We start from the raw sequence: 12533 nt of genomic DNA on the forward strand, positions 1-12533 counted from the left end.
ACTCGGTGATGCTGATATTACCGTGATGTTTTAACATCAGGTTAATCAGTACATGATATAGCTTAGAAGACTGCAATAAATCCGTCTTTTGACTACAAGCTTGTTGGAATACACAGATTTGTTGTTCAAAACTTCGACAGTTAGAAAGTCTATCGACCAAAGAAGCGCCTAGTATAGAAATATCCTGTAAAGGAATGCTTTGATCAATAATGTCTCCTGGTTTGATGGACAAAAAACTCGGCACTATACCAATTTGATAGCGTATGCCAAAGTATGAGCAACCATGCTCGAATACCGTTTTTCCAAGCTTTCGCCAACTGCCGCAAGCCCATGCTTCAGGTTTGTCTTTATGCAATTTAAAAATAACATCAATACTGGCATCGGGCACCACACTGACTGCCTCCCCTTCTTTATCTAAGGTAAAGCAATAAAAGTGGGCAATACCATCACGATTGATCTCTTTTTTTTGGTAGCTGTTTTGCGCATCTAATATAAAATATGGCTGAATTGGACTGATTAATTGAGTGTTCATGAGCCTCCCTGACAAATAGTAATAGGTATCAAAGGCTAGGAATGGCGACCAAAAACGATGTTGGTCACCATTCTATGAGTCATTAAAGTATATACACTACAGCAACCCAAGTGAATAGCACCATTCCTATATTAATATGCGTAAAGGTAGGAATGACACTGTCTATCATATGATCATGCTGTCCGTCCGCATTCAAACCTGCTGTGGTCCCTAGTGTGATACTAGATGCTGGCGAGCCTGCATCGCCTAACGCTGCTGATGCCCCCAATATTGCCAAACTGGCTAATGGTGAAAAACCGAGTAATAAGGCTAAAGGCAAATAGATAGGCGCAAGAATGGCGACAGAGGCAAATGAATCCCCAAAGCCGATGGTGATGAAGAGACCCATCAATATCATGACAGTAGCACCCATCACTCTGTTGTCACCAATATAATTCATGAAAAGTTCAATCAATGAGTTTACTTCACCAGTTGCAGTAATCACACCTGCAAAACCAGTCGCAAGTGTAATGACAACACTGATTTCTGCCATCAACGCAACACCTTGAGTAAAGACACCATCTTGCTCATTCCAACGGAAAATACGAGAAAACGATAGGATAACAAAACCGATTAACGCCCCTACTAATAATGAGTCATACATAATTTGTAAGGTTAAAGCGACACCAATCGAGATCAGTGTAATAGCAATCTGAAATTTATTGATGGGTTTTTCTGATTTAACTGTAGAGGTTAATACTGGAAGGTCTTTATACTCACGGGATTTACGATATGTGATAAATACTGCGAACAACATACCGGCAATAATCCCCATCACTGGAAAGAACATCGCTTTGGGTGCCATGCTAGCTGTCGCAACAAAACCTAAGCTTGCACCAACGTCATTAGCGCTTGCCAATAATATTTGTTTGAGATACACATCCCCAAAACCATACGGTATGAGTAAGTAGGCGACACTGATACAAGAGGCTAAGATACACGCAACGGCACGGCGGTCAATTTTCAACTCATTCATAATATGAATCAGTGGTGGGATAAGAATAGGAATAAAAGCGATATGTACGGGAACCAAGTTTTGTGACATCAATGCGGCGACTGCAAATATAATAAACAGCGTCCACTTAATACGTTTATGCGCGGTGGATGTTTTGCTGTCCATTTTTTTGGTGATTTTAGCTGCGAATAGCTCTAATAATCCACTACGAGCCAATGCCACTGCAAAGGCACCAATCATAATATAGGTAATACCAATTTGAGCACCCGAAAGCAAATTTTCATTAAAAGCGGCTAATGAATCTCCAAAAGAAAGCCCCGATTGTAGACCACCTAATAAAGCAGCCATAATAAGGGCAATAGGAACCGGCATTTTGATTAGACAAAACGTGACCATTAATATAATGGTTAGGGCGACGGCATTGATATGAATACCAAGTAATAGTGATAAAAGATAGATCGCCACTATAATAACGAGTGTGGGCAGAGCCCGCTTTAATAGAAAATTTGGCGTGGGTGGGTTTAGAGTCATATTCATAAAATCCCTTAATATGATTAATAGCCAATGTGAAATATAAGACAAGTAGTATTAACATTTAGAAGTAATTTATTCGCTCTATGTTATGAATAAGAGCGAATAAATTATTAGCAACTTTTATTGATTGATAACATCCATGCCACCAACCAACTTAAATTTTTCTGAATATGACTTCTTTACCAAAGAAAAAGTAACAACTAACCTTTATGTCAAGTACCAGCCCAAAGGTGTTTCGCTGTGATATGTTGTAATTTGTTTGGTTTCTAAATAATTATCAAGCCCCCAAGTACCCAACTCTCGTCCTATGCCACTTTGCTTGTAACCACCCCAAGGCGCTTGTAGAAATAGCGGCTGTGAACAATTGACCCAGATAATACCTGCTTGCAGGTTTCGAGCGACACGGTTGGCTCTATCAATGTCTTTGGAGATAACGCCAGCAGCCAAACCCAACTCCGAATTATTAGCACTCGCAACTGCTTCTGCTTCATCTGTAAAACGTCTAAGGGCAACAACAGGCCCAAAAATCTCATCTGTCCAGATAGGATGATCTTCAGGAACATCTCCAAAAACGGTCGGCTCAATAAAATAACCTTTATCAAATCCACTGGCTCGCTTGCCGCCAGTTAAGACATTGACACCATCAGACTTACCTTTTTCAAGCGTCGTCATAATAGCGTCATACTGTTTTTTATTGACGACGGGCCCCAACTGAACCCCTTTATCCATACCATTACCAATAACGATTTTTTCAGCTTCTTGTACTAAGCGCGCTGTCAATTCATCATAGATACCGTCTTGAACTAATACTCTTGAGGTTGCAGAACAGACTTGGCCTTGGTTCCAAAAAATACCAAACATGATCCATTCAACTGCTGTTTCAATATCGACATCATCAAAAATAATCAGTGGAGATTTACCACCAAGCTCAAGGCTAATTTTCTTCACCGTGTTTGCAGCCGATCGCATGATCTGCTTGCCGACTGGGCCACTACCAGTAAAGGCGACTTTGTCTACAGCAGGATGCTCGCATAAGATCGGCCCTATTTTTGAGCCATGACCAGTGACGATGTTTAATACGCCATTAGGTAACCCAACCTTTTGACAGATACGGCCAAGCTCTATGGCAGTCATTGAGGTGACTTCTGCGGGCTTTAATACCATCGTACAACCTGCGGCTAAAGCAGGAGCGACTTTCCAAGCAGCCATGTCTAGAGGAAAATTCCATGGAATTATGGCACTGATGACACCTAACGGCTCTTTACGAACTAGGCAGCTATAACCCTCACTATGAATCTCTACTTCAGACTCTTGGTTATTATCAAAGTCTTCTGCCAGATTAGCGTAAAACTCAAAACAATCGATTACACCGTTCATATCCAACTGAGCTTCTGTAAAAGGCTTGCCGTTGTCTTGTACTTCTAACTGAGCCAAGAAATCCAAATTATCTCTGATCTCTTTTGCAATAGCGCGCAGATACTCAGCACGTTGTGTACCTGTGAGTCCAGACCAACTACCGTTATCGAATGCTTCTCTAGCTGCTTTAATAGCTGCTTCTGCATCTTCGACAGACGCGTTAGCAATGTCAGTAATCACACTTTCATTACTAGGGTCGATATTAGTGATAGTGGCTCCAGTTGATGGTGTCACCCATTTGCCGTCAATATAGAGTTCGTTATATGTATTCATCAATTATTCCTATAGAGATTTGGTTTGTTAGCGTATTTAGCGTCCTTAACTATACTCGTGATACTTTTTCTTGATAGCGATATGTTCAGCGATACGTCCAGCATCATGCCAAACCCCCCAAATAAAGGACGACCCCTGCCCTGACAAGAAAGGTAGACCCACGAAATAAATACCAGTTGCTGAAGTAACACCGCGGTTATGCAGTGGGCGACCGACATCGTCCAGTACATCAACTTCTAACCAGCTGTAGTCATACTTAAAACCAGTGGCCCAGATAACGCTAGTGATGTTATTTTCACTAAAGTCTATTGATAAAGTTGGATTATTGATAGATTCAGGTAGCTCTAAGAACTCACGAGCTTCTGGATCTTCAGGTAAGTCTAGACCATTGTCCTCAACATATTTATCTGCCACATCCAAAAGCGCCAAGTAGTTCTGTTCTGCTTCATTAACGTTGTCGAATAGATCATCGTTGAATGTTAAGATGCCATTAGAAAATGACTTTGTTAAACCTAATAAATGAATACCGTCATGAGCTAATTTACGGAAATCAACGGTTTCTCCACCGTTCATACCACTGACAGCAAAGCCTTTTAATGGCCCATCATTTGGTTTTTCTCTGTCCCAACCGCCTAACACACCTAACCACCAAACATTGTCACGACCTCTGTAGCGTCGTGGTGGGCGTTCATGTGCACCTACAGACAAATAGACTTTTTTTCCAGCAGCATTTAGTTCTTTTGCAATCTGCACGCCTGATGAGCCACTACCAATCACCAATACAGCACCCTCTGGTAGCTGTTCAGGGTTTTTATAACTATCTGAGTGGATTTGTTGCACGTTAGCAGTGGAAGGGATAATCGGTGGGATAGAAGGTACTTGGAACGCCCCTGTTGCTACCACGATACGCTTGGCTTCTAGTTCACCCTCTGAGGTAGTGACGTGATAACCTTGTCTACCCTGTAAAGGCGAAACTTTAGTCACCGCAACACCTGTTTGAACGGGTGCGTTGATGTGTTCAGCGTATTTTTGGAAGTAATCAGCAACCTTATCGTGATGAATAAACCCTTCTTGGTCATCCTCAAACAGCATGCTAGGAAAGCGATCATGCCAACAAGGTCCGTTAGCAACTAAAGAGTCCCAACGGCGAGTACGCCATGCTTCTGCAATACGATTTTTTTCTAAGACAATGTGCTCAATACCTTCTTTTGATAGGTGCTCACTCATTGCAATACCAGCTTGTCCACCCCCAATTACTAACGTATCCGTCGTCTGCATTATTTTCTCCAGTAGATTTATGTCTAACTACATCCTATGTGAAACAACAACAATTTAAATAACTCTTTTAATAACTATTGCTTCAGGAAAACAGAATCAATAAAAGGGAATAATTGGGTGATGCTAATCAAAAAAATAGAAACCTTTTTTGGTTTACTATTTCTGAATCAGCAGTGCAAAAAATCAAAATAGATAAGGTTTCAGAGTTTACCTATACTAAATTTTCTTCATTCATTGAATTAAAGGGTACAGAACATGAAACATGAAAGGATTCGCTGCTTCAACACCAAAAAAACTTATCCCGAACAAAATATAGATAATGATCTATGTCAGGCAGTTGTGGCGAGAGGACGTACTGTTTTTCTTCGTGGTCAAATTGGTCAGAATCTTGAAACCACAGAAAGCGTTTGTCTGGCTGATGCAGCAGGACAAACAGAAAGAGCGATGTACAACATTGATATGCTATTAAAAGAAGCAGGTGGTGAATTAGAAGATATCTGCAAAATCACGATTTATATCATTGACCCGCGCTATCGTGAAGAGGTTTATCGTGTGGTTGGCAAATGGCTAAAAGGCGTATACCCTGTCTCTACAGGTATCGTAGTCACTGCGTTAGCAAGACCTGAATGGTTAGTAGAAGTAGATGCCACCGCTGTCATTCCTGACTAACGTAAACTTAAACCATCAGGTAAACATTATTGCATTTGGAGATTAACATGACTTTTTCTATTATCGCTCGCTGTAAAAAAACAGGACAAATTGGAGGTGCCGTATCATCTTCTTCACCTGCAGTTGCATCACGATGTTTGCATGGTCGCGCTGGGGTTGGCATGGTAATGAGTCAGAACATTACGGACCCTATGCTAGGTAAAAAAATTCTTGATATGTTACAGCAAGATAATACATCAGAGAATGCGATTCAGCGTTTGGTTGAAAATGAAGAATTTATACAGTATCGCCAATTGGTTGCCTTAAATAATGAAGACAAAGGCGCGGTATTTAGTGGAGAACATACGTTAGGCGTTCATGGGCATTTTATTGGTGAAGATGTTGTTAGTGCGGGAAATTTACTCGACAATACCTCGGTACCACAAGCGATTGTTGAAGCGTTTGAACAAGCTGATGGACCTCTAGCAGAGCGACTATTGGTCGCTATGAAATCTGGTTTGGCTGCTGGCGGCGAAGCTGGACCGGTCCATTCGGTTGGATTGATGGTCATGGCGAAAGACATACAGTGGCCTATCGTCGACTTGCGGATAGACTGGTCAGAGAACCCGATTGACGACCTATCGACTGCTTGGGAGGTTTACGCGCCACAAATGAATGACTACATAACAAGAGCGGTTGATCCAACGACTGCACCAAGTTACGGCGTCCCTGGCGATTTATGAATAAAATAGTGTAATACGACACATTATATTTAATAATTGCGGTACAGTGAAAGTACCCTTTTATTAAATATATGAGTATATACATGAACCGCCGAATCTCTTTACGTCAGATGGAATATTTCGTTGGTGCTGCCAAACATTGCAGCATTTTAGCCGCTTCAGAAGAATTGTATATCTCGTCGCCATCGATTTCGGCCGCTATTACTCATATTGAGCAAGAGTTAGATGTGCAGTTGTTTATTCGCCAACATGCGAAAGGTTTACAGCTAACGCCAGTAGGCGAAATACTCAAAAAAAAATGCCAAAGAATTTTAGATGAAGCGTCAGATTTGTATGATTGGGCTGCTGAGATTTCTAGTGAGGTAAAAGGCAAGCTCAAGCTAGGTTGTTATGTTGGAGCAGCCCCAACTTTATATTCTGAAGTCATACAACATTATTCACAAACCTTTGAACAAGTTGAGATTGATTTAAGCCTAGATACACCTCGTATGCTGATGATGGCTGTACTCTCTAATAAGTTGGACTTAGCACTAACCTTCGATTTAGAAATTGATGAGAAACAGGTGAATTTTCAGCCACTAGCGAGCTTGCCACCTTATGCTTTGGTGTCTGCGAACCATCCTTTAGCATCAGAGAAGTCCGTAACTCTAAAAACCCTGTCTAAACTGCCTATGGTTTTATTAGATATCCCTTACAGTTATGAGTATTTTTTATCACTTTTTGAACAGCAGGGTCTAACCCCAAATATTCATACCCAAAGTCATTATGTTGAAATTGTTAAAACAATGGTCGCCAATGAGTTGGGATACAGCATTCTCAATACTAGACCTAAAGTAAATACTGCTATGGATGGTAAAGAGCTAGTACGAATACCAATCAAGGGAAATTTGAGACCCATGAAAGTGGGTGTTATGACGCCAATCAATGCACATAACACTTTATTGGTTAAATCGTTTATCCAGCACTGTCAGCGCTGCTTTGCTGATGGCAATGTCCCTGGAATGAACACCTTATAATAACAATCAACCACATTCGAATTTAAGAGATGATTTATGTCACTAATAAATATAGAAAGTAGTATAGATATATTAAAAACATTGATTGGTTTTGACACCACGTCTTATAAAAGCAATTTATCTTTAATTGAAGCTGTTAAAAATCTATTCGAAAGCCACGGAATTGTTGTGGTTGTCGATTACAATGAAGAAGGCAACAAAGCCAATTTATTCGCCTCTACTGGTCCGATAGAAGAACATGGTGTCTTACTATCAGGACATACCGATGTGGTTCCTGCTAATAAAGATCACTGGAACAGTGATCCTTTCATCGCGGATGAACGTGATGATAAAATTTACGGGCGCGGTTCGACAGATATGAAAGGCTTTATCGCCTGTATTATTAAAATAATGTGCCAAGCCAGTCAGCAGAAACTGTCTATCCCACTGCATGTATGTCTATCTTTTGATGAGGAGATTGGCTGCTTGGGCGTTAGAAATATCTTACCTAAGTTACCGGATTTAATGAAGACACCAAGGTTTTGCGTAATCGGTGAACCGACTTCTATGCAAATAGCATTAGGGCATAAAGGCAAAGCCGTGTATCAAGCGCACTGTAGTGGAGAGAATGGTCATTCTTCTATGGCACCCAATTACCGCAATGCGATTCATGTTGCCACACAAGTAGTAACATCTTTGGTAGACAGTCAGAATGAATTGGCTCGTAGCGGAAAACGTGATGAAGAGTATGATATTCCTTACACCACTATTCATGTTGGCAAAATCCAAGGTGGCACAGCGTTAAATGTGGTTTCAGACAGCTGTACCATAGATTATGAGATACGCCACATAGCAGAAGACAGTCTTGACACGATTAACGATATCATCAATACAAACTTACAAAAACAGGCTGACAGTCAGTATGCCAATATCCAATTTATGAATGCTTATCCAGGATTGAGTACCAGTCATGAACATCCTGAATTAAAGTTCTTAAAGTCATTACTGTCAGATGATACCACCGTTGGGAAAATATCTTTTGGTACAGAAGGTGGTTTGTTTTCTCAAACCTTTGACAGCCCTATTTTTGTCTGTGGTCCAGGTTCAATGGAACAAGGTCATAAACCCAATGAGTATGTAGAAATCTCTGAAATGAACAAGTGTGACTTGTTTTTAGAGAACTTATTAGAGCAATTGAAATAGCGTAAAACCCTGCCAGTAAAAATGGCAGGTGTTGCTGTTCAGATAGATTAAATAGTGGTTATACGATTCTCAGAACTTTACTTAAATTGTGAGAATCATATAACCACTGTCTCGTACTTTTATTTGGCTAAGACCGTTAGTTCTATACTAGATACTTATATTTTTGACCTGCTTTTCAGCGACTTCAATAACAGCTGCTTGATGAGGTAATACTTCTTTAGTGTAGCCAAGAGAGTCGCCAAAAACTTGAAAAGGGTTTTCTAAATCAAGTTTTATACCACTCAAACCTTCAATAACGCCAAGCCCCATGTAAGGTGTCGACGCCAAATCATATCCTCCTTCTTGACACATCACTAATCGCCCACCGCATAGTCGTTCAGCGGCCTCTCTGATAGATTTGGCCATAGATCTAAAACCTTGAGGGGTCAGTGCCATACGTCCGAGAGGGTCATAACAACCAGCATCTAAGCCGCTAGCCACAATAATCATATCTGGCTGAAATGCTCCAAGAGCAGGAATAATGGCTCTTTCAAAAGCAGATTCATAAGCAGCATCACCAGAACCTGGAGGTAATGGGATATTAATATTGTAACCTTCCCCCTCGCCTGCCCCATTATATAAAGCTGTGCCTGTATCTACTTCAAGAAAACTATAATGCTGATGAATGGATATCGTAAGAACAGCAGGGTCATTCCAAAATATCTCTTGGGCGCCGTTACCATGATGAACATCCCAATCGACAATGGCAATACGTTGAAATCCACCAACTTCTAACGCATGCTTAGCGGCTAACGCTACATTATTGAAAATACAAAACCCTGCACCGCTATTGGTTTCGGCATGATGACCAGGTGGTCTTATTAGCGCATAGGCGTTATCAACCTCTCCTGAGCACACTTTTTCTACAGCGACTAGTGCGCCTCCAGCAGATAGTTTAGCGATATCGATACCGCCCTGTGCAAATACAGCACCTGGACCACCTTGGCCAGCAGGCAATAAATTTTGCTCAACCAGTGAATGGTAATATGCTGTGCCATGTACGCGAAGAATTTCGCTCTCTGTGGCGATACGAGGTTCTAAGTGAGTGAGTTTTTTGAACATACCAGAATAATTAAGCAGGTTATAAAAACGGCGTTTGATGTCAGGTCTGTCAGGATTTCCACCCGGCTCAATCTGAAAAGGAGGGAATGCTTGATTTAAGCTATCATACCAAAAATACGTTTCGTCAAAAACTATACCTGTCGTCATCACTCATTCCTTTTAAATAAAAATATTTAAACACAAAACAAATTTTCTGTTCAAACATGATTACACATGGCAATAACTATAAGGTATTACCCTTAAGTGTGTATTTTCATAAAAATTTTTGAAAGCTATTTTTTATAATCTTTTTTTAAATCATCATTAAAAAGCTTTTGACAAGCTACGAGTGGATATATAGCAACTGCGTTGTATCACTGTATGGACTAAATGCACCCTTATGGGTAATACCTACCTGTAAAACCACAGTATAGTATCTAAATAGGATGTAACAGATAGTCAACCGTACCAACTCAAGGAAGGTGCTCTATGTTCAAAGGATCTCGCCAGCTTTATCTCAATCGAGAAGTGATAGGCCCATTTGCTGCTATATATGGTGTCGGCTTTGCGCCCTTACTAATATTACCTTTTCTATTCACTGCCATAATCAATTACTTTTCTATATCTGAGGCCGAAGCTGGTATGTTAGTCAGCGTACAGCTTGGAGCTATGTGTCTCGGCTCTTTATTAATCGCCCCTATCATCCATCGTTTTCCCAAAAAATATTTCGCCTTGCTTGGTACCGCATTGGCTATTATAGGTAATCTACTTTTCATATCATCTGGTAGCTTGACCACCTCTTATGGTTACCTTGCGATGTCAGGTTTAGGATATGGTTTTGCACTGGCAGCTGGCAATTCATCAGTAGCTGCATTAGGATCACGGTCGGCTGAGATATTTAATAGAGTGGTTCTTTTGGGTACTTTGTTAATGATTGTACTACTCAATGTGTTTCCACGTCTCATTATCCAATGGTCTCTTCCAGGCGCGCTTATAGGTTTAATTACCCTTCACTGTCTATTGATACCGGCACTGCTCTCAATACCATCTACAAAGATAAATTCTGGTTCCAATGAAAATGACAGGTCTCAATATAAGGTGCTATTCAAACCTTTATCAGTCTTTATTATATTAATGATGTTTTGCTATTTTATTAGAGATACGATGCTATGGGTGTTCGCTGAAAATATAGCGACCAACCGTTTAAGTATTGAGCCTGAAAGCGTCGGACTATTATTTAGCATTCATGGCGCAACCTCATTGCTCGGACCTTTATTATTGATATGGATGATGCGTAGATATGGCCAAGATAAGCTTTTACTATTAGGCGTCGTAGTCACTGGCATCATCTCTCTTGTGGTAAGTCAGACCCAAAGTGTGTTTGTATATTCGTTAATGGTTATCATCTGGTCTACTGCTCATTTTTTTACCTATAGCTGTATTATGGGAATAGCTGCTGCTGCAGATTCAAAGGGAATAGTAGCTGCTGTAGCAGGCTCCGCAGTTATGGGTGGAACAGCAGTGGCACCAGCTATTGCTGGCTATGCTATGGAAGGCGGAGGTCTAAACTTATTCACGATAAGTGTTGTCATTGCTATTCTAGCGACACTTGTTTTCGCTGGTCTGAGCATATATCTCAAAAATCGGACAAAGGCTACAAGTCGCAAGTCTGGACAAGCTCAGCTAAAACTTAAGGAGTCGTAGTGCAAGGGTATCCTCGTAGAGATACTAGGTCATGTTATACCTAACCTTATTTCAAAAATTATGGTTAGGTGCACATATACTGATAGAGTAGTTTTGGTATTATAGTTATATAAGCTTGTTGAGTCCGCATGCCCTTTAGGATGCTTGTTTTGATATAGGAAAGGACAACTCTTAATGAAGCATGATATAGAAAGAATGACATTATGGAATGATAAAGTAGGGAATCTTATCGAGGCGATAGGCATAAATAACTTTTTACATACGCTTTCTGATACTATCAAATTTTTCATACCAGATGCATCTGTTATCGTTTTTTCTGTACCTAGAAACCAACAACCTCAATGTTTGTTTGATAATTACCCTGAGTCTATTCGTAAAATAAATACTAGTGACTGGATTTCAGGTGCTTATTTACTTGATCCATTTTATATCAAGTGCTTTGATGACTCCCCTCAAGGGGCGTATCACCTGCTAGACTTAGTTCCTGAAGGGTTTCTGACTTCTGAGTATTACCAATTATACTACTCAATGACGCAATGCAAAGATGAAGTCTGCTTTATAGCTCATATCCATAAAGACTTAAGAATTAGTCTTTCGGTCGCAAGGGTACAAGACGATCGTGGTTTTAGTACCCAAGAATTAATGTCTTTGCGTTCCCTATCCTCTATTGTCCTGAACGCGTTGAATAAGCACTTCATCAAGCATCAAATAGTAGCTAGCAAAAGACAAGTCAAACTTCATAATCAACTCCAAGCTGGTATTAAGAATTTTGGTACATCTATTTTGACATTGCGTGAGCAAGATATGATTCAATATATATTGCTTGGTCACTCTTCAAAAACCATCTCGAAACAGTTAGATATCTCTTTCGATACGGTCAAGATGCATCGTAAAAATGCTTATGCCAAGCTAAAAATTTCCTCTCAAGCTGAACTGTTTTCACTGGTGCTTGAGTCTATTCCTTATATAGAAATATACCCTAATAAGGACCCTCTCCAAATATTTTTATCTAAGACTTGTGACATAACGAGCAGTGCTCCCTGCTAATTCACAAAACTTAAAAGCATCATTGTATACACTACAGCTTTCATCTATCACTTCTCTGTATAAGTCCAATAACTTAGAACACTTGG

General features: G+C 40.3%; 11 protein-coding genes. 6 read left to right on the top strand and 5 right to left on the bottom strand.

Annotated features, from left to right (window positions below; all coding sequences use genetic code 11):
• The 4 genes from ACT3QN_RS12945 to ACT3QN_RS12960 all read right to left on the bottom strand — a co-directional run.
• On the bottom strand, positions 1-532 hold a 532-nt coding region (locus tag ACT3QN_RS12945; protein WP_444523458.1), incomplete at its 3' end, for a DUF6597 domain-containing transcriptional factor.
• A gap of 82 nt (positions 533-614) precedes the next feature.
• Complete coding sequence (locus ACT3QN_RS12950) at positions 615-2063, bottom strand: Na+/H+ antiporter NhaC family protein (protein WP_444523457.1); 1449 nt, start codon at positions 2061-2063, stop codon at positions 615-617.
• Between the two features lie 204 nt (positions 2064-2267).
• Complete coding sequence (locus ACT3QN_RS12955) at positions 2268-3749, bottom strand: aldehyde dehydrogenase family protein (protein WP_444523456.1); 1482 nt, start codon at positions 3747-3749, stop codon at positions 2268-2270.
• A 45-nt stretch (positions 3750-3794) separates the two neighbouring features.
• The gene (locus ACT3QN_RS12960) at positions 3795-5027 is read right to left on the bottom strand and encodes a flavin-containing monooxygenase (RefSeq protein ID WP_444523455.1); all 1233 of its coding nucleotides are present in this window, start codon (positions 5025-5027) and stop codon (positions 3795-3797) included.
• Positions 5028-5282: 255 nt separating this feature from the next.
• On the opposite strand from ACT3QN_RS12960, the gene ACT3QN_RS12965 reads away from it, so the two are divergent.
• The 4 genes from ACT3QN_RS12965 (at position 5283) to argE (ending at position 8616) form a co-directional block, all read left to right on the top strand.
• Positions 5283-5696, top strand: coding sequence for a RidA family protein (locus ACT3QN_RS12965; protein WP_444520854.1), 414 nt, complete (start codon positions 5283-5285; stop codon positions 5694-5696).
• Between the two features lie 47 nt (positions 5697-5743).
• The gene (locus tag ACT3QN_RS12970) at positions 5744-6418 is read left to right on the top strand and encodes a DUF1028 domain-containing protein (protein WP_444523454.1); all 675 of its coding nucleotides are present in this window, start codon (positions 5744-5746) and stop codon (positions 6416-6418) included.
• Between the two features lie 83 nt (positions 6419-6501).
• Positions 6502-7434 (top strand): LysR family transcriptional regulator, encoded by a 933-nt coding sequence (locus ACT3QN_RS12975; protein WP_444520852.1) that lies wholly within the window; start codon positions 6502-6504, stop codon positions 7432-7434.
• A gap of 36 nt (positions 7435-7470) precedes the next feature.
• Positions 7471-8616, top strand: coding sequence for an acetylornithine deacetylase (gene argE / locus ACT3QN_RS12980; RefSeq protein ID WP_444523453.1), 1146 nt, complete (start codon positions 7471-7473; stop codon positions 8614-8616).
• A gap of 147 nt (positions 8617-8763) precedes the next feature.
• Here the strand turns inward: argE and ACT3QN_RS12985 are convergent, their stop codons facing one another.
• Positions 8764-9864, bottom strand: a complete 1101-nt coding sequence (locus ACT3QN_RS12985) for a class II histone deacetylase (protein WP_444523452.1) — start codon at positions 9862-9864, stop codon at positions 8764-8766.
• A gap of 321 nt (positions 9865-10185) precedes the next feature.
• Here ACT3QN_RS12985 and ACT3QN_RS12990 point away from each other — a divergent pair, with 321 nt between their 5' ends.
• The gene (locus ACT3QN_RS12990) at positions 10186-11400 is read left to right on the top strand and encodes an MFS transporter (RefSeq protein WP_444523451.1); all 1215 of its coding nucleotides are present in this window, start codon (positions 10186-10188) and stop codon (positions 11398-11400) included.
• Between the two features lie 174 nt (positions 11401-11574).
• Complete coding sequence (locus ACT3QN_RS12995; RefSeq protein WP_444523450.1) at positions 11575-12447, top strand: helix-turn-helix transcriptional regulator; 873 nt, start codon at positions 11575-11577, stop codon at positions 12445-12447.
• Positions 12448-12533 lie beyond the last annotated feature (86 nt).

The organism is Psychrobacter sp. AOP7-C1-14 (genome assembly GCF_052376135.1).
In the GTDB taxonomy this organism is placed as follows: domain Bacteria; phylum Pseudomonadota; class Gammaproteobacteria; order Pseudomonadales; family Moraxellaceae; genus Psychrobacter.

What these genes read in the sequence shown, in the direction of transcription:
- ACT3QN_RS12985 (WP_444523452.1), bottom strand. Translation starts at nt 9,864, where the DNA reads ATGACGACAGGTATAGTTTTTGACGAAACGTATTTTTGGTATGATAGC.
- ACT3QN_RS12965 (WP_444520854.1), top strand. Translation starts at nt 5,283, where the DNA reads ATGAAACATGAAAGGATTCGCTGCTTCAACACCAAAAAAACTTATCCC.
- ACT3QN_RS12970 (WP_444523454.1), top strand. Translation starts at nt 5,744, where the DNA reads ATGACTTTTTCTATTATCGCTCGCTGTAAAAAAACAGGACAAATTGGA.
- ACT3QN_RS12975 (WP_444520852.1), top strand. Translation starts at nt 6,502, where the DNA reads ATGAACCGCCGAATCTCTTTACGTCAGATGGAATATTTCGTTGGTGCT.
- argE (WP_444523453.1), top strand. Translation starts at nt 7,471, where the DNA reads ATGTCACTAATAAATATAGAAAGTAGTATAGATATATTAAAAACATTG.
- ACT3QN_RS12990 (WP_444523451.1), top strand. Translation starts at nt 10,186, where the DNA reads ATGTTCAAAGGATCTCGCCAGCTTTATCTCAATCGAGAAGTGATAGGC.
- ACT3QN_RS12955 (WP_444523456.1), bottom strand. Translation starts at nt 3,749, where the DNA reads ATGAATACATATAACGAACTCTATATTGACGGCAAATGGGTGACACCA.
- ACT3QN_RS12995 (WP_444523450.1), top strand. Translation starts at nt 11,575, where the DNA reads ATGAAGCATGATATAGAAAGAATGACATTATGGAATGATAAAGTAGGG.
- ACT3QN_RS12950 (WP_444523457.1), bottom strand. Translation starts at nt 2,063, where the DNA reads ATGAATATGACTCTAAACCCACCCACGCCAAATTTTCTATTAAAGCGG.
- ACT3QN_RS12960 (WP_444523455.1), bottom strand. Translation starts at nt 5,027, where the DNA reads ATGCAGACGACGGATACGTTAGTAATTGGGGGTGGACAAGCTGGTATT.